Here is an 18,003-nt window from a genome sequence, read left to right as displayed (position 1 = left end):
ACCGGCAGTGCAGGCGACCCCCGCTAGAAGTGGTAAACCCTAGTGCTCAATGACTTCATCAATCAGTTCTGGCCGGCCACAATCGACGGCCTGGCCTTCGGTTCGATCTACGCCCTGATAGCGCTCGGCTACACCATGGTGTACGGCGTGCTGCGTCTGATCAACTTCGCGCACTCGGAAGTGTTCATGATCGGGACCTTCGGCGCGATGTTCGTCCCGTTCGTGTTCGGCATAAGTTCACCTCTGACCGGCATCGCGCTGGCCGGGGTGATCCTGCTGATGGTCGTGGCCGGGATGCTCGCCTCCGCGGGAACCGCGGTGGCGCTGGAGCGGATCGCGTACCGGCCGTTGCGCAAGCGTGGGGCCTCCCGCCTCGCGGCGCTCATCTCGGCCATCGGTGCCTCGATCTTCCTGCAGGAGCTGTTCGCGCTCCTGGTGATTCCGAACGTCTTCAACCGCCCGCAGCAAGGCCGCATCCAGATGGGCCTTCCCCGGTTGATGGAACGGAACGAGCTTTTCTCGATCTTCGGCCACTCGGTCCGGGCGGACCAGGTGCTGGTGATCGTGGCGGCGGTCGGCATGATGATCGCCCTTGACGCCCTCGTCAACCGTACGAAGATCGGCCGTGGTATCCGCGCCACCGCGCAGGATCCGGAGGCGGCGGTCCTCATGGGCGTCGACATCAACAAGATCGTCCGGATGACGTTCCTGATCGGCGGCGGCATGGCCGGTGTGGCCGGGGCGCTGTATCTGATCTCGTACGAGAACACGTACTACTACATCGGCTTCCTCTTCGGGATCAAGGCGTTCACCGCGGCGGTCCTGGGCGGCATCGGCAACCTGCGCGGTGCTCTGGTGGGCGGTGTGGTGCTCGGCCTCGTGGAGAACTACGGGGCGATCTTCGCGGGCTCCGACTGGAAGCACGTGATCTCCTTCAGCATCCTCGTCTTGGTCCTGATGTTCCGCCCCACCGGAATCCTCGGTGAATCACTCCAGCAGGCGCGCGCATGAACCAGAAGAATTCACTGGCAGATTTCCGTCACAGGCTCAGCCAGTACGGCGACGCCGTACACGAGCGCTGGCTGAACACGCCGGGCTGGCAGCGCTGGGTCGTCTACGTTCTCCTGATCGTCGGGGCGCTGCTGCTGCCCTCGGAGAGCATCGGCTCGTTCATGTCGCCCTACACGGACTGGGCGAGCATCCTGTTCTTCCCGATCGGCACCTATGTGGTGCTGGCCATCGGGCTCAACGTGGTCGTCGGTCAGGCGGGCCTGCTCGACCTGGGGTTCGTCGCCTTCTACGCGGTCGGCGGTTACGCGATGGCGTTGATCGGCACCAGGCTCGGCTGGAACTTCTGGCTGATCCTGGTCGTCGGCATCGGGCTGTGCGCCCTGTCGGGCATCACGCTGGGCGCTCCGACGCTGCGGCTTCGCGGCGACTATCTGGCGATCGTCACGCTGGGCTTCGGTGAGATCATCCGGATCACGGCGCGTAACACCGACGCGATCGGCGGCCCGAACGGTGTCCGCGGCATCCCGCACCCGCCGAGCTTCCCCGACATCACGATCGGTGACGTGGCGATCTTCAAGTACGGCGTGCTCGACCCGCGGCCCTACTACTACCTGCTGGTCGCGCTCGCGGTCATCGTGATCATCCTGGTGAAGCGCTGGGAGAAGAGCCGGGTCGGACGGGCCTGGGCGGCGATCCGTGAGGACGAGGACGCGGCCGAGGTCATGGGTGTGCCGACGTTCCGCTTCAAGATGCTCGCCTTCGCGATCGGTGCCTCGATCGGCGGCGCGATGGGCGTGCTGTGGGCGGCCAAGGCCATCTCGATCAACCCGAACGACTTCCAGTTCCTGCTGTCCGCGACGATCCTGGCCGCGGTGGTCATGGGCGGCGCGGGCAACCTGCCGGGTGTCATCCTCGGTGCGTTCGTCGTGGCGTGGCTGCCTGAGCGCTTCCGTGGCCTGCAGGACTACCGCATGCTGATCTTCGGCGCGGTGCTGGTCGCTCTGATGATCTTCCGGCCCGAGGGGCTGCTGCCCTCGCGTCAACGCAAGGCGGAGCTGCAAGAGGGATCGGGCGGGATGGGAAGCCTCGGCGCAGAGGTGTCCGGTCCCGAGTCGCATGGTGAGGAGGTGGCCTCCCGATGAGCACCGAGGTGAGCGGGACGGCCGGTGGGCGCGGTGGCCGAGCGATGCTGGAACTGCAGGGTCTTGTCATGCGGTTCGGTGGCGTCACGGCGCTGCGCGAGGTCGATCTGACCATCGGCGAGGGGGAGATCTTCGCTCTCATCGGTCCGAACGGCGCGGGCAAGACCACGGTCTTCAACGTGGTGACCGGGGTCTACCAGCCGACGGAGGGGCAGGTCCTCTTCCAGGGCGAGCGGATCAGCGGCGTCAAGCGCTTCAGGATCACCAAGCGGGGCGTCGCCCGTACGTTCCAGAACATCCGGCTGTTCCACAACATGACGGCTGTGGAGAACGTCATGGTGGGCGCGGACGCGCACCACCGTTCGGGCATGCTGAGCGTGGCTCTCGGGCTTCCCGCGCACCGCAGGGCGGAGCGTGAGGGGCGCGCGCTGGCGATGGAGCTGCTCGACTTCGTCGGCATCTCGCACCGGGCGAACGACCACGCCAAGAACCTGCCCTACGGTGACCAGCGCAGGCTGGAGATCGCCCGCGCGCTGGCGACCAACCCGAAGCTGCTGCTGCTCGACGAGCCCGCCGCCGGTATGAACCCGGCGGAGAAGGTCGCCCTGCAGCAGCTGATCCGCGACATCCGCGACGCGGGGCGGACGATTCTCATCATCGAACACGACATGAGCCTCATCATGGGCATCAGCGACCGTATCGCGGTGCTGGACTTCGGCCAGAAGATCGCCGACGGCCTGCCGGACGAGGTGCGGAGCGACCCCCGGGTCATCGAGGCGTATTTGGGGGCTCCCGCAGATGCTTCTTGAGGTCAAGGACATCCACGTCCACTACGGAAAGATCGCGGCGCTCAAGGGCATCTCGGTCGAGGTGAACGAGGGCGAGATCGTCACGCTCATCGGCGCGAACGGGGCGGGCAAGACCACGACCCTGAAGACGATCTCCGGTCTGCGTGGCCTGACGTCGGGCAGCGTCGTCTTCGACGGCCAGGACATCAGCAAGATGCCGGGTCACAAGAGGGTCCTGGCGGGCCTGGGGCAGGCGCCTGAGGGCCGGGGGGTCTTCCCCGGTATGACGGTGCACGACAACCTGCTCATGGGTGCCTACACCCGTTCCGGTGACTTCGACGCGGACCTGGCCGAGGTCTACGAGCTGTTCCCGAGGCTCGCCGAGCGCAGGACGCAGATGGGCGGCACGATGTCCGGCGGTGAGCAGCAGATGCTGGCCATCGGGCGCGCGCTGATGGCCAAGCCGAAGGTGCTGCTGCTCGACGAGCCGTCGATGGGGCTGGCGCCGCTGATGGTGCAGCAGATCTTCTCGATCATCGAGGAGATCAACCGCCGTGGGACCACGGTGCTGCTGGTCGAGCAGAACGCCCAGCAGGCGCTGAAGCTGGCGCACCGGGCCTATGTCCTGGAGACCGGCAAGGTGGTCAAGAGCGCGCCCGCCGCCGACCTGCTCAACGACCCCGACGTGCAGGCCGCCTATCTGGGCGGCGGTCTCGGGCACGAGGCCTAGGAAGGGGTTCCACGTCCTCGCTGCGCGCGTGCGGCGAGGACGTGCCCGGCCTAGCCCAGGGGGACGGTCGCGCCCTGGGTGGTGCCGCCGACGCCGAGGGGCGGGTCGCCGTACAGGCGGACGCCGGTGATCTTCGCGTCCTTGGGGACGTCGAACCACAGGTCCATCTCGATCCTGACCTCGGCGCCGAGCGGGAGGGTGTCCGGCTGGCGTTTGATGGCCTGGGCGAACCTGTCGACGGCGTGGGCCGTGCCGTCGGCGGTGAGGAGCCGCTGGCGGCCGGCGACGAAGCGGGAGTTGGTGCGGCCCGGGTTCTCGGCGACGATCCGCACGACCACGTACTGGCCCTTGGCCTGCCACTCGCCGTGGCTGCCGACGAACCCGCTCAGGCCGGTCTGCAGGCCGATCACCTGGAAGCGGATGTCGCCGTCCGTCACGGGCGCGGCGGCGACCGGGTGCTCGCCCGGCCGTACCGGGCGGGGCGTCAGCTGGTAGGTGGGGGTGGGCGAGGGGGAGGGGGCTGCGGAGGGCTGCCCCGAGCACGCGGTGAGGAGCGCGGTGGCCAGGACGGCACCGGTCAACGTCTTTGGGAGGTTGCGCACACCGGGCAAGGTAACCGAGGCGTGGGCTGTTCCTCAATGCACTTCCCCATGGATTCGGGGAGTTTCGTAGCGGCCTTTACCCCACCTGAAGTGCGAAGATAGAATATTTGCACCGTTTTGTGGCTTGGTGATTTCCTGTCCCGGACCGTATTGGGTGGCAGTGTTGACCACTCGGCGTCCGAAGGTGTCAAGGGCCTGGTGGGGCATGATACCGATCATGGTGGCGCCGAAAGGGGTTGTTGTCCGAATCGTGTTGTAGCGGTGATCCATACGTCCGTACGGGTGGGCAGTATTACCCGGAGGTAACTGTCCACGATGTGACTCTGACCGAAGGAGGCCTTGTGGGCCTGAGTTTTGTTTCCCGTCGTGTGCTCGCGGCGGGGGCGGTGGTGGTCGCCGGCACGTTCGGCCTCGCGGCCTGCGGTACCGAGAACACCGGAGGTTCCTCCGCGAGCGCCCCCTCGGAGGGCGGCGTGAAGGTGGTCCACCCTGGCAAGCTGACCACCTGCACGAACCTTCCCTACGAGCCCTTCGAGTTCAAGGAAGGGGACAAGACCGTCGGCTTCGACATCGACATCGTCGACCTGGCGGCCAAGAAGCTCGGCCTGACCCAGGACGTCGTCGACATCGACTTCGCCGTCATCAAGAGCGGCGCGGCGATGGCCGCGGGCAAGTGCGACGTGGCGGCGGCGGGCATGACCATCACGCCCGAGCGCAAGGCCAACATCGACTTCTCCGTTCCGTACTTCGACGCGACCCAGGCGTTGCTCGGCAAGAAGGGCATCGGGATCAAGACCCTTGAGGAGGTCAAGGCGAAGAACCTGCGCCTGGGCGCGCAGGCCTCGACCACGGGCCTGGAGTACGTCAGGAAGAACGGCTTCGACCCCAAGGAGTTCGCGGACTCGCCCAAGGAGCTGCTCGGCCTGCAGTCCGGCCAGGTCGACGTGATCGTCCAGGACCTGCCGGTCGTGCTGGCCTGGCTGAAGAAGCCGGAGATCGCCGACAAGTTCGAGCTGCTCGCCAGCCTGGACACCGGTGAGCAGTACGGCATCGGCCTGAAGAAGGGCGCCGACCCGGCGCTGCTCAAGGCCGTCGACGAGGCGATCACCACGGCCAAGGCGGACGGAACCTACGAGAAGCTCTACGTCAAGTGGTTCGGTAAGAAGCCCGGAGAGCTCGGCTGATCCATGACCGACCAGTCAACGACGGCTGAGAAACCGGGTCCGGCGGGACGCGCCCGCAGGACCCGGCTCAGTCCGCGAAAGAGACAACGCGTCAGCCGGGCCGTCCAGTACGCCGTGCTGGTCGCCGTGGCCGTGTTCCTCGTCCTGCGCATCGACTGGAACAGTCTGGCGCAGAACTTCGCCAAGCCGGAGATCGCCGCCGAGGCGTGGCCCGAGGTGATCACGGTCGCGCTGAAGAACACGATCATCTACTCGGTCGGCGGTTTCGTCTTCGCCTTCCTGTTCGGCCTGCTGCTGGCCCTGATGAGGATGTCGTCGGTGCTGCCGTACCGATGGCTCGCGATCGCCTACATCGAGGTCTTCCGGGGCCTGCCCGCGCTGCTCATCTTCCTGCTCATCCTGTTCCTGCCACAGGCGCTGCCCGGCTTCCAGGTGCCCGGCGACACCTACGGGCAGGGCATCCTGGGCCTGACGGTCGTCGGGTCCGCCTACATGGCCGAGACGCTGCGCGCGGGCCTGCAGGCCGTTCCCAAGGGCCAGATGGAGGCGGCGCGCTCGCTGGGCATGTCCCACACCCGCGCCACGGTCAGCATCGTCATCCCGCAGGCCGTGCGGATCGTCATCCCGCCGACGACCAACCAGTTCGTGTCCCTGCTCAAGGACTCCTCACTGGTGCTGTTCCTCGGCGTGACCAGCGAGTACGTCGAGCTCACCAAGTTCGGCAACGACCTGGCCTCCACACACGCCAACGCCACGCCCATCCTGGTCGTCGGCATCACGTATCTGCTCGTCACGATCCCGCTGGGTTACCTCGCGAACCGGCTGGAGAGACGGCAGGGGAGGGGACGGCGATGACCGAGCCGACGACCCAGGCGGCCGCCCCCGTGGCGCACGCGGTCGAGATCAGGGACCTGCACAAGCGCTTCGGCAGGCTGGAGGTCCTCAGGGGGATCGACTTCGCCGTCGACCCCGGCCAGGTGGTGTGCGTCATCGGCCCCTCCGGGTCGGGCAAGTCGACACTGCTGCGCTGCGTGAACCTGCTGGAGCAGCCGACCTCGGGCAAGGTCGTGCTCGAAGGCGTCGAACTGACCGACCCCGACGTCGACATCGACGCGGCCCGGCGCCGTGTCGGCATGGTCTTCCAGCAGTTCAACCTCTTCCCGCACATGACCGTGCTGCAGAACGTGATGATCGCCCAGCGGCGGGTGCTCAGGCGCGGCGCGGCCGAGGCCGAGCGGATCGCCAGGGAGCACCTGGCGAAGGTCGGCGTCCTGGAGAAGGCGGCCTTCTACCCGGCCCAGCTGTCCGGCGGCCAGCAGCAGCGGGTGGCCATCGCCAGGGCGCTGGCCATGAACCCCGCGTTGATGCTCTTCGACGAGCCGACCTCCGCGCTCGACCCGGAGCTGGTCGGCGACGTGCTCACGGTCATGCGCAAACTGGCCGAGGAGGGCATGACGATGCTCGTGGTCACCCATGAGATGGCCTTCGCCAGGGACGTGGCCGACCGCGTGGTCTTCATGGACGGGGGCGTGATCGTCGAGGACGGCCCCCCGGACCAGGTGATCGGCTCACCTCGGTACGAACGGACCAGGAGCTTCCTGCGCCGGGTGCTCGACCCCACGCACACCGACGTGTGACCCTCGGCCCCGTACGGCCCGAGCCCGGAAGGGCCCGGAGCGGGCCGTACGGGGCCGAGCGAACACGAGCCCGGGGAGAGCCTTTGGCGCCGCGCAGGACTTCCCCGACCCTGCGCGTTTTCTACTCGGCTCCCCCACGGGCATCGATGTCACCCACCGTAGCGACTCCTGTGGCAAGAGTGCAAAAAGGGGAGGTCGGGTAATGATCGAAAACCGGTGAGTTCCCGTTCAGGCGTCGCGCAGCATGCAGGTCAGGCGTGAGCTGCACACCCTGCGGCCCCGCTCGTCGGTGATCTCGATCTCGTAGGTCGCCACGCTCCTGCCGCCGTGCACCCGGGTCGCGACGCCGGTGACGTGGCCGGAGCTGACGGCACGGTGGTGGGTGGCGCTGATCTCGATGCCGACCGCGACACGCCCCTGGCCCGCGTGCAGGGCCGCCCCAATCGAGCCCAGGGTCTCGGCCAGCACACATGAGGCCCCGCCGTGCAGCAGGCCGTACGGCTGGGTGTTGCCCTCGACGGGCATGCGGCCCGTGACCCGCTCGGGGGAGGCCCCGGTCAGCTCGATGCCCATCCGCTCGACGAGCGCGCCACCGGCGCCGCCGAGGGTCTCTTCGAGGATCCGGGCGACTTCCTGTGGGTCTGTCATGGTCAAGGGGGCGTCTCCTTGTCGCGGGACCAGCGTTTTCTGTCGTATCAGGAGACTAGGCTTCCCCTGTGCCGAAGAACGAAGCGACCCCCTCGCGTCCGTGTCTGCTGCTGCTGGATGGACACTCCCTGGCATACCGGGCCTTCTACGCCCTGCCCGAGGAGAACTTCTCCACCACGACGGGGCAGACGACCAACGCCGTCTTCGGGTTCACCTCCATGCTGGTCAACGTGCTCCGTGACGAGCGGCCCACGCACGTGGCGGTCTGCTTCGACCGGTCAGAGCCGACGTTCCGGCATACGGAGTACCCGGAGTACAAGGCCAACCGCAGCGCGGCCCCGGACAGCTTCCGCAGCCAGATGAGCCTGATCCACGAAATGCTCGACGCCCTGCGCGTGCCGTACCTGTCGCTGGCCGGATACGAGGCCGACGACCTGATCGCCACGCTCGCCACCCGCGCCGCCGCGCAGGACATGAACGTGCTGGTCGTCACCGGTGACCGCGACGCGCTCCAGCTGGTCGACGAGCGCATCACGGTGCTGATGACCAGGGTCGGCATCAGCAACATGACCAGGTTCACGCCCGAGGCCGTGCTGGAGAAGTACGAGCTCACCCCCGCCCAGTATCCCGACTTCGCGGCCATCAGAGGCGACAGCAGCGACAACCTCAGGAACATCCCCGGTGTCGGCGAGAAGACTGCGGCCAAGTGGATCCGCGAGTTCGGCTCGCTGGAGGAACTGGTCAACCGGGTCGACGAGGTCAAGGGCAAGGTCGGGGACAAGCTGCGCGACCACCTCGACCAGGTCCTGCTGAACCGCCGTCTCACCCAGCTCACCCGGGACGTCCCGCTCGAAGCCGAGGTCACGGCGCTGACGGTCGGCCAGGGCGAGCGCGCCGAGATCGACAAGATCCTCGACACGCTGGAGTTCAGAGGCGAGCTGCGCGACCGGCTGTTCAAGACCCTCTCCTCGGCCGAGCCGGAGACGGGCGAGGGCTTCGAGGTCGAGACGGTCGTGCTCGGGCCGGACGAGGTCGGGCCCTGGCTGCGGGCCATGCCGGAGGGCCGGGCGGGCCTGGCCTTCCGGGGTTCCCACGGCAGCGGCACCGGGCGGGTCGACAGCGTCGCGATCGCCGCGCCCGGCGACGGCGGGCGCGGCGCGGCCTTCATCGACCAGACGACGCTCACCGAGGCCGACGAGGCGGCGCTGCGCGAGTGGCTGTGCGACGCGTCGCGGCCCAAGGCCGTGCACGACGCCAAGGGGCTGATCCTGGCGCTGTGGGCCCAGGGGATGGACCTGCGCGGGCTGACCAGCGACACGGCGCTGGCGGCCTACCTGGCGATGCCCGGCCAGCGCTCGTTCCCGCTTGAGGACCTCGTCCGGGTCTACCTGCGCCGGGAGTTGCGCGGGGAGGAGGACAACAGCGGCCAGGCCAGCCTGTTCGACGACCAGGAGACCGACGCCGCCCACGACCTCGGGCTGCGGGCCATGGCCGTGCGGGAGCTGGCCGACGCCCTTGAGGACTTCCTCGAACCACGGGGCGGCACCCACCTGATGGGCGACGTCGAGCTGCCCCTGGTGACGGTCCTGGCCGAGCTCGAACGGGCCGGGATCGCCGCGGACGGTCCCTACCTCAGCGGCCTGGAGGCCGAGTTCGGCGCCGCGGTCAAGCAGGCCGTCGACGCCGCGCACGCCGCCGTCGGGGAGCAGTTCAACCTGGGCTCGCCCAAGCAGCTCCAGGAGATCCTGTTCGTCAAGCTCGGGCTGCCCAAGACCAAGAAGATCAAGACCGGCTACAGCACGGACGCCGAACAGCTGGCCTGGCTGGCCACGCAGACCGACCACGAGCTGCCGGCCATCATGCTCAGACACCGTGACCAGGCCAAGCTGCGCGTCACGGTCGAGGGGCTGATCAAGGAGATCGCCGACGACGGCCGGATCCACACCACGTTCAACCAGATCATGGCGGCCACCGGGCGGCTCAGCTCGGAGAAGCCCAACCTGCAGAACATCCCGATCCGCACCGCCGAGGGCCGCAGGATCCGGCAGGGCTTCGTGGTCGGCCAGGGCTACGAGACCCTGCTGACCGCCGACTACAGCCAGATCGAGCTGCGGATCATGGCCCACCTGTCCGGCGACGCGTCGCTGATCGCGGCCTTCGAGTCCGGGCACGACTTCCACCAGGCGACCGCCGCGCGGGTCTTCGACATCGAGCCCCAGCAGGTCACCGGTGAGATGCGGGCCAAGATCAAGGCGATGAACTACGGCCTCGCCTACGGACTGTCCGACTTCGGGCTCTCCGGGCAGCTCGGCATCCCGGTGCAGGAGGCCAGGGCCCTCAAGGACGAGTACTTCGAGGAGTTCGGCGGCGTCCGCGACTTCCTCAACGCGATCGTCGTCCAGGCCAGGCAGGACGGCTACACCGAGACCATCATGGGCCGCCGCCGCTACCTGCCCGACCTCAACAGCGACAACAGGCAGCGCAGGGAGATGGCCGAGCGGATGGCGCTCAACGCGCCGATCCAGGGGTCGGCGGCCGACATCATCAAGGTCGCCATGCTCGGTGTGCACGACGCGGTCAAGGAGGCCGCTCTGCGCTCGCGGATGCTGCTCCAGGTCCACGACGAGCTGGTGTTCGAGGTGGCGCCGGGAGAGCTGGAGACCCTGCGTGAGCTGGTCGTCGACCGGATGAACGCCGCCTACTCGCTGCGCGTCCCCCTTGAGGTCTCCGTCGGGGTCGGCCGCACCTGGGAGGACGCGGGCCACTGAGGGCCGCCTTCCCGGTTCGATCCTCCGCACCCGCCCCGCGACGTTCCGCGGGGCGGGCGTCGTCACGATGTGGTTCCCGTGCGGACACCCAGTGGTGACCAGGTAGATCATTGGTTGTTTGCCCGGCCTGCCCGAGTCTGTTCTAGGGTGGTAATCCAGTCGAGATCTCGATGGGTACGGGAGTTTTGTGCGGAGTTCAGCGCCACTGACGCAGATCATCATGCTCGCCAACGTGGTGGTTGTGATCACCGCGGTGGTGGTGCTCCTGGTGCGCCCCGACGCGGCGCCGACCTCCGTCTCACTGGCGGGTACGGCGACGCCGCTCAGCACACCGCCGGTGACACCGCCCGCCCAGACCCCCTCCCCGCCGCCGTCGCCCGGCCCCTCGCCCGCGGTCACGCTGCCCTCCGCGGAGCTGCCGCCGCCGGTGGTGGCCTCGCCGGAGTTCGCCCGGCAGGTCAAGGCCAACGAGGCCGGAGTGGTCCCGGTGCTGATGTACCACCGCATCCAGAAGAAGCGGCTGGCCTCCATCGACAGGACCCCCGCCCAGGTGCGCCAGGAGATGGAGCGGCTGGCCAGGGACGGCTACGTGCCGATCACCGCGCACGAGTTCGTCACCGGCGACATCCGTGTTCCGGCGGGCAAGCACCCGGTCGTGCTGACCTTCGACGACGGTCACCCGAGCCACTTCGCGCTCGACAAGTCGGGCGTGCCGCTCAAGGACACCGCGGTCGGAATCATCTATCAGGTGGCCAAGAAGTACCCAGATTTTCGGCCTGTCGCGACATTTTGGGTAAATCATCAGCCCTTCGGGCTGCGGGACGCGCGCGCCCAGGAGAACGCGGTGCGGTGGCTGGCCTCGCACGGCTTCGAGGTGGCCAACCACACCTGGGACCACCCCTACCTGCCGGGCCTGTCGAAGAAGCGGGTCGCCGAGCAGCTCGTCCGCGTCCAGCGGATGCTGGCCAAGTACGGCGCGGGCACCCCGGACACGCTGGCGCTGCCGTTCGGCGCCATGCCGCGCAAACGGTCGACCGTCCAGAAGGGCAAGTGGGACGGCACCTCCTTCGCCTTCAAGGGCGTCTTCCTGGCCGGCGCGCAGCCGTCGGTCTCGCCGTTCACCAAGGACTACGACTGGCGGGCGATCCAGCGGGTCCAGAGCAACGGCAAGAAGGGCGAATGCCGTAAGTGGTGCTCGCAGTACTGGCTGGAGTGGCTCAACAAGCACCCGGGCAAGCGGTACACGGCCGACGGGGATCCCGAACGCATCTCCGTTCCACGGGAACTTCGGGGTAATATCAGCCCGCAGTGGAAGCAGCGGATCAATGCCTACTGACGGCGTTGAGCCATGGCTTTGTCATCGGTGTGTCGTGCTACCGGATTGACCAGGCTCGTCTGTTCTCATATGCTGATCGCTGCGCTGTGGGCTCGCGTGTGTCTCGGACCGAGTGGGCTCGCGCTCGATCAGGCCGGTGGATTCCCGGCTGAACGATAAGAGGCCTGCCGCGTGTTCGCCACATCGACATCTGTCCGCGTTCGGAGCAATTCCACACATGACGAGCAGCACTGAGGCCACCTCGAGCACCCCGCAGGTAGCGGTCAACGACATCGGCTCCGAGGAAGAGTTCCTCGCAGCGATCGACCTGACCATCAAGTACTTCAACGACGGCGACATCGTCGAGGGCACCGTCGTCAAGGTCGATCGAGACGAAGTTTTGCTCGACATCGGCTACAAGACCGAGGGCGTCATCCCCTCGCGTGAGCTCTCGATCAAGCATGATGTCGACCCGGCGGACGTCGTCGAGGTTGGCGAGCACGTCGAGGCCCTTGTTCTCCAGAAGGAGGACAAGGAAGGCCGTCTCATCCTGTCCAAGAAGCGCGCCCAGTACGAGCGCGCCTGGGGCACGATCGAGAAGATCAAGGACGAGGACGGCATCGTCACCGGCACCGTCATCGAGGTCGTCAAGGGCGGCCTGATCCTCGACATCGGTCTGCGCGGCTTCCTTCCCGCCTCGCTGGTCGAGATGCGCCGGGTCCGCGACCTGCAGCCCTACGTGGGCCGTGAGCTCGAGGCCAAGATCATCGAGCTGGACAAGAACCGCAACAACGTGGTCCTGTCCCGCCGTGCCTGGCTGGAGCAGACCCAGTCCGAGGTTCGCCAGACGTTCCTCAACACCCTCCAGAAGGGCCAGGTCCGCAAGGGCGTCGTGTCCTCGATCGTCAACTTCGGTGCCTTCGTGGACCTCGGTGGCGTCGACGGACTGGTTCACGTCTCCGAGCTGTCCTGGAAGCACATCGACCACCCCTCCGAGGTCGTCGAGGTCGGCCAGGAGGTCACCGTCGAGGTTCTCGACGTCGACATGGAGCGCGAGCGGGTCTCGCTGTCGCTCAAGGCGACGCAGGAGGACCCCTGGCAGCAGTTCGCCCGCACCCACCAGATCGGCCAGGTCGTGCCGGGCCGCGTCACCAAGCTGGTGCCGTTCGGCGCGTTCGTCCGCGTTGAGGAGGGCATCGAGGGCCTGGTCCACATCTCCGAGCTGGCCGAGCGCCACGTCGAGATCCCCGAGCAGGTCGTCCAGGTCGGCGACGAGATCTTCGTGAAGATCATCGACATCGACCTCGACCGCCGCAGGATCTCGCTGTCGCTCAAGCAGGCCAACGAGAGCGCGCTGGGCGCCGACGTCGAGTTCGACCCCACGCTGTACGGCATGGCGGCGACCTACGACGACTCGGGCAACTACATCTACCCCGAGGGCTTCGACTCCGAGACCGGCGAGTGGCTTGAGGGCTTCGACCGCCAGCGCGAGGAGTGGGAGCGGCAGTACGCCGAGGCCCAGACCCGCTTCGAGGCGCACAAGCGTCAGATCGAGGAGGCCCGCAAGGCCGAGGCGGAGGCGGGCGAGGCAGCCCCCACCTCCTACTCGGGCGAGACCCCGGCCTCCGGTTCGAGCTCCTCCGCTCCGGCGGCGGGCGCTCTTGCCTCCGACGAGGCTCTCGCCGCCCTGCGGGAGAAGCTCGCGGGCGGTCAGAGCTGACCTCTTCCAGTGGTTGATGTGGCGATCTGAAGATCCGAGAAAGGGCCCCGCTCAGGCGGGGCCCTTTTTCGTGCCCGCCGGTCCGCCCGGGGCGCGCTCCCGGCCTGTCCGGTGCCGGGGGCCGGGTTCACCCGTCGCCGGCCACGCTAGGGTTGGCGGGTGACCATGATCGGGCGGGCGGCCCCCGCGGACGCGGGAGAGATCCTCACGGTCCAGCGGGCCGCGTACGTGAGCGAGGCCCAGCTCTACGGCGATCCGTTCATCCCGCCTCTGGTCGAGTCCGCCGAGCAGGTCGAGCGGGCGATACGGACCGGTGTCGTGCTCGTCGCCAGGCGGGACGGACGGATCGCCGGGGCGGTTCGCGGGCAGATGTCCGGCACCACCTGCCTGGTCGGCCGCCTGGTGGTCGCGCCCGACCTGCAGGGCGGGGGTGTCGGCGGCACCCTGCTGGACGCCCTTCACGGGGAGATGGGCTCCGCCCTGGCGTTCGACCTGTTCACCGGGCACCTGTCGGAGGGCAACCTGCGGCTCTACCGCCGGCGCGGCTACCGTGAGACCCACCGGGAGCGGATGAGCGACCACCTGACCCTGGTCCACCTGCGCAGGCAGCGGTAGCGGCGCGTATTCTGCGGACCATGTTGAAGGTGGGGCTCACCGGAGGGATCGGTTCCGGCAAGAGCGAGGTGTCACGGCGCCTGGCCGCCAGGGGCGCCATGGTGATCGACGCCGACATGATCGCCCGTGAGGTGGTCGAGCCGGGAACCGAGGGGCTGGAACGGATCGTCGCAATCTTCGGGCCGGACGTCCTGCGCGAGGACGGCTCGCTCGACCGGGGACGGCTCGGCTCGATCGTCTTCGCCGACTCCGAGAAACTGGCCTCCCTCAACGCCGTCGTGCACCCGCTGGTCGGGGAGCGCGTCGCCGAGCTGCAGAGCCAGGCGGACGAGGACGCCATCGTCGTCTACGACGTGCCGCTGCTGGTCGAGAACAACCTCGCCCCGATGTACGACGTGGTCGTGGTCGTCGACGCGGCCGACGAGACGCGCGCCGGACGGCTGCTGACGCTGCGCGGCATGACCGAGGCCGACGTCAGGGCCAGGATCGCCGCCCAGGCGAGCCGTGAGGAGCGGCTGAGGGCCGCCGACGTCGTGGTGCCCAACGAGGGGTCCCTGGAGGAGCTGGAGGCCCGGGTGGAGGCTCTGTGGGCCGATCTGGCCGCACGCGCGAAGGCCTGAGCGCGAGGGCGTACGGCTGGGCTCCGCCTATGGGACGAGAAAGGACGATCCTCTTGGATGAGGACGCCTTACCGTAAATCGTCCAATCGGCTCAGGTGGTCGGGGGATCCGCTCCTTTACCGTCGAGTTACTTTCATCGGCGGCGGGGGGCGACGTGCGGGGCGTTCGAGGCGTGGGCGGGATCATGGCGGCCGTGACGGCCGTCGTTCTTCTCCTCGCGCCGTTGCTGTCGCCGAGCCCCGGCCTGCTCGGGCCGGGAAGCCTGATGCCCGGCGGGACGCCCGAGGGCCTCCACCTCCAGATCGCCGCCCATCCGGACGACGACCTGCTCTTCATGAGCCCCGACCTGCTGAGGCTGCTCGCGCGTGGCGCGAGCACCGTCACCGTCTATCTCACCGCGGGGGAGGGGACGGCGGGGGTCGGCGACGGGCACCCGCCCAGGCGGTACAGCATCGACAGGCAGCGGGGGGTCAGGGCCGCCTACGCCTGGGCCGCCGGGGTTCGTGACCGGTGGCGGCGGAACCTGATGACCGTGGGCAGGATCCGGGCCGAGGTGGACACGCTGGCGGACCGGCCACAGGTCCGGCTCGTCTTCGCCGGCCTGCCCGACGGCGGCGACCCCAGGGCGGACGGCGGAAGGAGCGCCCTGAGCCGCCTGTGGGCCGCCTCAGGGGACCTGAGCTGCGTGCGCCCCTTCACCAGGCCCTCCGTCTGCCTGTCCCGCTCCGACGTCCTGGAGGCGCTCCGCGGGCTGATGCGGGTCTTCCGACCTTCGGTGCTGAACACCCTCGATCCGGACCCGCCGCCGGGCGTCGCCGACCACCCCGACCACATCGCCGCCGCGAGGTTCGCGGCGGCGGCCGCCCCGCCGGGCGTCAGGGTGGTCGTCTACCGGGGCTACACCACGCTGCCCCTGCCCCCCAACCTCACCCCCGCCGAACACGAGATCAAGCGCGAGGCCTTCGCCGTCTACCGGGGACACGACTACCGGGCGGGCTCGGGCCGCCGCTACGACGCCTGGCTGCGGCGGATGTACCGCGGCCCCGGCGCGGCCTCGCCGTGAGGGACGTCACGGCGAGGGGGCGCGCCCGGGGGGGGGGGGGGCGGGGGAGCGGCCCCGGTCGGCGGGAGGCGGCCGGGGCGCAGCCGTGAAAGGCGGGTCAGAACCAGCCGCGGCGCTGGGCCATCGAGTGCAGGCCCGCGCGCAGCGACTGCTCCACCTGGCCGGGGTGGTCGTCGTAGTGGACCGTGAACCGGTTGTAGGTGTCGTGACTTGAGGTCAGGAAGCCGCCGCGCTTGTCGGCCTCCAGGATGACGTCCACCGCCCGCGGGCCCGCGATGAAGGTCAGTTCGAGCTCGCTGAAGTGCCGGGAGTACTCGGGGCCGACGTAGTACTCGATCTCCTGGAAGAACGGCATCCGGGAGCCGTGCAGCGTGCCGCGCTCCAGGTCGGCCTTCTTGAAGCGGAAGCCCATGTTGTCGAGCGCGCCGAGCACGTGGTCCTGGGCGGGCAGCGGGTTGACGAACAGCGCGTCGAGGTCGCCCTTGTCCAGCGCCCCGGCCAGGGACAGCTCGGTGGAGACACCGAGCTGCATGCCGCGCAGCGGGTGGCCGCCGATGGCGCTGATCGGGGTCTCCCACGGGACGGGGATCTCGAACGGGGCCGACTGCGGCGCGCCCGCGGCCAGGTGGAAGGAACCGGTGATCTGCTGGCGCAGGAAGCTGTAGGTGGTCTTGTACTCGTTGTCGCCGCTTTCGACCTCGACGACCGCGGTGAAGTCGATGAAGATGCCCTCCACCCGGTAGTCGGAGCCGCCGCCGCGGAAGTTGACCTGTCCGCGCAGGGTCTCGCCGGGGCGGACGTTGGAGTTCAGCAGCACCGTGTCGACCTCGACGCCGGCGCCGAAGGCGGCCATGAGTTTACGGAACACCATTGGGGGACTCCCGGGGTTGAGATGTTTCAGTTGGGTTCAACGGACGGTTTGGCCTGGCCGTTCCCCGCGCCGCCGTCCGCGCTGAGCTGCGGCAGGAGCTGGGCGAGGAGCAGGGTGGCCAGCGGAGAGGTCTCGCCTGAGGCGCCGCCGGTGCGCACGACGATCGGGCGGGGGGCGTTCTCGGCGAGCTTGGCGCCCACGTCGAGACGGCGGCGGGCCAGCTCGTACTGGAGCACGGCACGGTTGTCACGGTAGGAGTCGGCGAGCCTGCGCAGCCCCTTGGCCTCGTTCTCCGCCGAGGTCAGCTCGGCCCTGCCCCTGGCCTCGATCTCCCAGCGCACCCGCTGGGCCTGCGTCTCGTGCTCCTCCAGCATGCGGGCGACGTCCTTGCGGGCGGTGTTGGCCGCGGCCCTGACCTCGACGATACGGGCGTCCCTGGTCTTCTTGGCCCGCTCGATCTCCATGAGCAGGGTGTCGATGCGGCGCTTGCGGGTCAGCTCCCACTCACGCTCGAAGGCCGACAGCTCCTTGGCGACCTTCTCCCGGGTCGCCAGGTGCTGCTGGTACTGGTCGGGCAGCTGCACGTCGGGGATGTTCGCGCCGGTGATGCGCACGCCGTACCTGCCGAGCTGGCGGGTCAGCAGCTCCTGCATGTCTCCCACGTCGGAGCCGCGCAGGTCGTAGGCCCGCTCGGTGTGGACCCTGCGGCTGCGCTGGCGGATGGCGTCCTGTACGGCGCTGCTGAGCACGAGGTCGAAGTTGCCCGCCCCGATCGTCCTGACGAAGGCGACCGGATCGACGATGCGGAACTTCAGGAAGAACTCGATCGACTTCAGCGGCACGTTCTCCGCCGTCGGGCAGGCCGCGATCGGCGCCGAGTAGGGGATCTCGGTCGAGGTGTCCACGACCGCGTCGACCCGGTCCCAGGGCAGCCACAGGTAGTGACGGCCGGGGGGCAGGGTGCCGACGATCGCCCCCCACCGGCTGCGCACGCCGGTCGTGCCCTCCTCGATCTCGACGATGGCCCTGCGCCACAGCCAGACCAGGGCGGTCAGCAGGAAGAACACCGCGCCCACGGCGGCCAGGGCGGACAGGACGCCGCCACCGCCGAGCAGAGCGGTGCCCACGAGGTAGAGCGCGAACATCAGCAGCGCGACCCAGGCGAAACCCCTGCGATCCTTGGGGATCACGACCGGGACGATCTGGCCGGACTCGCCGCCGCGCAGCAGCTGGCGGATCTCCGACCAGGAGGCCAGCGATTCCTTGATCTTGGAGAACTCTCTGCTCAT

17 protein-coding genes are annotated in these 18,003 nt (G+C 68.6%); 13 read left to right on the top strand and 4 right to left on the bottom strand.

Annotation, left to right across the window (positions count from 1 at the left end):
• Positions 1-42: 42 nt before the first annotated feature.
• Genes ABZ470_RS33620 through ABZ470_RS33605 form a run of 4 tightly spaced genes read left to right on the top strand, consistent with a single transcriptional unit; the run spans position 43 to position 3,671 of the window.
• Positions 43-1,011 (top strand): branched-chain amino acid ABC transporter permease, encoded by a 969-nt coding sequence (locus tag ABZ470_RS33620; protein ID WP_352009072.1) that lies wholly within the window; start codon positions 43-45, stop codon positions 1,009-1,011.
• On the top strand, positions 1,008-2,153 hold the full coding sequence (locus ABZ470_RS33615; RefSeq protein WP_352009073.1) for a branched-chain amino acid ABC transporter permease: 1,146 nt from the start codon (positions 1,008-1,010) through the stop codon (positions 2,151-2,153). Before ABZ470_RS33620 ends, ABZ470_RS33615 begins: the two co-directional genes overlap by 4 nt.
• Positions 2,150-2,962 (top strand): ABC transporter ATP-binding protein, encoded by an 813-nt coding sequence (locus tag ABZ470_RS33610; protein WP_362771583.1) that lies wholly within the window; start codon positions 2,150-2,152, stop codon positions 2,960-2,962. The genes ABZ470_RS33615 and ABZ470_RS33610 overlap by 4 nt, the downstream gene beginning before the upstream one ends.
• Positions 2,952-3,671: an ABC transporter ATP-binding protein gene (locus tag ABZ470_RS33605; protein ID WP_352009075.1), complete on the top strand. Its 720-nt coding sequence runs from the start codon at positions 2,952-2,954 to the stop codon at positions 3,669-3,671. The genes ABZ470_RS33610 and ABZ470_RS33605 overlap by 11 nt, the downstream gene beginning before the upstream one ends.
• A 50-nt stretch (positions 3,672-3,721) precedes the next feature.
• On the opposite strand, the gene ABZ470_RS33600 is transcribed toward ABZ470_RS33605, so the two are convergent.
• Positions 3,722-4,273 carry a DUF4352 domain-containing protein gene (locus ABZ470_RS33600; protein WP_362916465.1) on the bottom strand — a complete coding sequence of 184 codons (552 nt, stop codon included), beginning with the start codon at positions 4,271-4,273 and terminating at the stop codon, positions 3,722-3,724.
• Positions 4,274-4,614: 341 nt separating this feature from the next.
• On the opposite strand from ABZ470_RS33600, the gene ABZ470_RS33595 reads away from it, so the two are divergent.
• Genes ABZ470_RS33595 through ABZ470_RS33585 form a run of 3 tightly spaced genes read left to right on the top strand, consistent with a single transcriptional unit; the run spans position 4,615 to position 7,094 of the window.
• Positions 4,615-5,457, top strand: coding sequence for an ABC transporter substrate-binding protein (locus ABZ470_RS33595; RefSeq protein WP_352009077.1), 843 nt, complete (start codon positions 4,615-4,617; stop codon positions 5,455-5,457).
• Positions 5,458-5,460: 3 nt separating this feature from the next.
• Positions 5,461-6,312 (top strand): amino acid ABC transporter permease, encoded by an 852-nt coding sequence (locus tag ABZ470_RS33590; protein WP_362771587.1) that lies wholly within the window; start codon positions 5,461-5,463, stop codon positions 6,310-6,312.
• Positions 6,309-7,094, top strand: a complete 786-nt coding sequence (locus ABZ470_RS33585) for an amino acid ABC transporter ATP-binding protein (RefSeq protein WP_352009079.1) — start codon at positions 6,309-6,311, stop codon at positions 7,092-7,094. The genes ABZ470_RS33590 and ABZ470_RS33585 overlap by 4 nt, the downstream gene beginning before the upstream one ends.
• A gap of 228 nt (positions 7,095-7,322) precedes the next feature.
• Here the strand turns inward: ABZ470_RS33585 and ABZ470_RS33580 are convergent, their stop codons facing one another.
• Complete coding sequence (locus ABZ470_RS33580) at positions 7,323-7,742, bottom strand: hotdog fold thioesterase (RefSeq protein WP_362916463.1); 420 nt, start codon at positions 7,740-7,742, stop codon at positions 7,323-7,325.
• A 68-nt stretch (positions 7,743-7,810) separates the two neighbouring features.
• On the opposite strand from ABZ470_RS33580, the gene polA reads away from it, so the two are divergent.
• The 6 genes from polA (at position 7,811) to ABZ470_RS33550 (ending at position 15,843) form a co-directional block, all read left to right on the top strand.
• Positions 7,811-10,510, top strand: a complete 2,700-nt coding sequence (gene polA / locus ABZ470_RS33575; protein WP_352009081.1) for a DNA polymerase I — start codon at positions 7,811-7,813, stop codon at positions 10,508-10,510.
• A gap of 187 nt (positions 10,511-10,697) precedes the next feature.
• Positions 10,698-11,846, top strand: coding sequence for a polysaccharide deacetylase family protein (locus ABZ470_RS33570; protein ID WP_362916461.1), 1,149 nt, complete (start codon positions 10,698-10,700; stop codon positions 11,844-11,846).
• Between the two features lie 217 nt (positions 11,847-12,063).
• On the top strand, positions 12,064-13,545 hold the full coding sequence (gene rpsA, locus ABZ470_RS33565) for a 30S ribosomal protein S1 (RefSeq protein ID WP_352009083.1): 1,482 nt from the start codon (positions 12,064-12,066) through the stop codon (positions 13,543-13,545).
• Positions 13,546-13,710: 165 nt separating this feature from the next.
• On the top strand, positions 13,711-14,160 hold the full coding sequence (locus ABZ470_RS33560; RefSeq protein ID WP_362916586.1) for a GNAT family N-acetyltransferase: 450 nt from the start codon (positions 13,711-13,713) through the stop codon (positions 14,158-14,160).
• Positions 14,161-14,180: 20 nt separating this feature from the next.
• The gene (coaE, locus tag ABZ470_RS33555; RefSeq protein ID WP_362771591.1) at positions 14,181-14,780 is read left to right on the top strand and encodes a dephospho-CoA kinase; all 600 of its coding nucleotides are present in this window, start codon (positions 14,181-14,183) and stop codon (positions 14,778-14,780) included.
• A gap of 193 nt (positions 14,781-14,973) precedes the next feature.
• Entirely contained in the window at positions 14,974-15,843 is an 870-nt protein-coding gene (locus tag ABZ470_RS33550; RefSeq protein ID WP_362916459.1) for a PIG-L family deacetylase, read from the top strand.
• 97 nt (positions 15,844-15,940) lie between these two features.
• On the opposite strand, the gene ABZ470_RS33545 is transcribed toward ABZ470_RS33550, so the two are convergent.
• Both ABZ470_RS33545 and ABZ470_RS33540 read right to left on the bottom strand, forming a co-directional pair.
• Positions 15,941-16,714: a sporulation protein gene (locus tag ABZ470_RS33545; protein ID WP_352009086.1), complete on the bottom strand. Its 774-nt coding sequence runs from the start codon at positions 16,712-16,714 to the stop codon at positions 15,941-15,943.
• Positions 16,715-16,740: 26 nt separating this feature from the next.
• Positions 16,741-18,003 carry an SPFH domain-containing protein gene (locus ABZ470_RS33540; protein ID WP_352009087.1) on the bottom strand — a complete coding sequence of 421 codons (1,263 nt, stop codon included), beginning with the start codon at positions 18,001-18,003 and terminating at the stop codon, positions 16,741-16,743.

The sequence above is a fragment of the Streptosporangium sp. NPDC020072 genome, assembly GCF_040631445.1.
Lineage (GTDB): Bacteria > Actinomycetota > Actinomycetes > Streptosporangiales > Streptosporangiaceae > Streptosporangium.
This window is presented reverse-complemented; position numbering and strand designations above follow the sequence as displayed.

What these genes read in the sequence shown, in the direction of transcription:
- ABZ470_RS33615 (WP_352009073.1), top strand. Translation starts at nt 1,008, where the DNA reads ATGAACCAGAAGAATTCACTGGCAGATTTCCGTCACAGGCTCAGCCAG.
- ABZ470_RS33610 (WP_362771583.1), top strand. Translation starts at nt 2,150, where the DNA reads ATGAGCACCGAGGTGAGCGGGACGGCCGGTGGGCGCGGTGGCCGAGCG.
- ABZ470_RS33605 (WP_352009075.1), top strand. Translation starts at nt 2,952, where the DNA reads ATGCTTCTTGAGGTCAAGGACATCCACGTCCACTACGGAAAGATCGCG.
- ABZ470_RS33590 (WP_362771587.1), top strand. Translation starts at nt 5,461, where the DNA reads ATGACCGACCAGTCAACGACGGCTGAGAAACCGGGTCCGGCGGGACGC.
- ABZ470_RS33585 (WP_352009079.1), top strand. Translation starts at nt 6,309, where the DNA reads ATGACCGAGCCGACGACCCAGGCGGCCGCCCCCGTGGCGCACGCGGTC.
- ABZ470_RS33580 (WP_362916463.1), bottom strand. Translation starts at nt 7,742, where the DNA reads ATGACAGACCCACAGGAAGTCGCCCGGATCCTCGAAGAGACCCTCGGC.
- rpsA (WP_352009083.1), top strand. Translation starts at nt 12,064, where the DNA reads ATGACGAGCAGCACTGAGGCCACCTCGAGCACCCCGCAGGTAGCGGTC.
- ABZ470_RS33560 (WP_362916586.1), top strand. Translation starts at nt 13,711, where the DNA reads ATGATCGGGCGGGCGGCCCCCGCGGACGCGGGAGAGATCCTCACGGTC.
- coaE (WP_362771591.1), top strand. Translation starts at nt 14,181, where the DNA reads ATGTTGAAGGTGGGGCTCACCGGAGGGATCGGTTCCGGCAAGAGCGAG.
- ABZ470_RS33545 (WP_352009086.1), bottom strand. Translation starts at nt 16,714, where the DNA reads ATGGTGTTCCGTAAACTCATGGCCGCCTTCGGCGCCGGCGTCGAGGTC.
- ABZ470_RS33540 (WP_352009087.1), bottom strand. Translation starts at nt 18,003, where the DNA reads ATGAGCAGAGAGTTCTCCAAGATCAAGGAATCGCTGGCCTCCTGGTCG.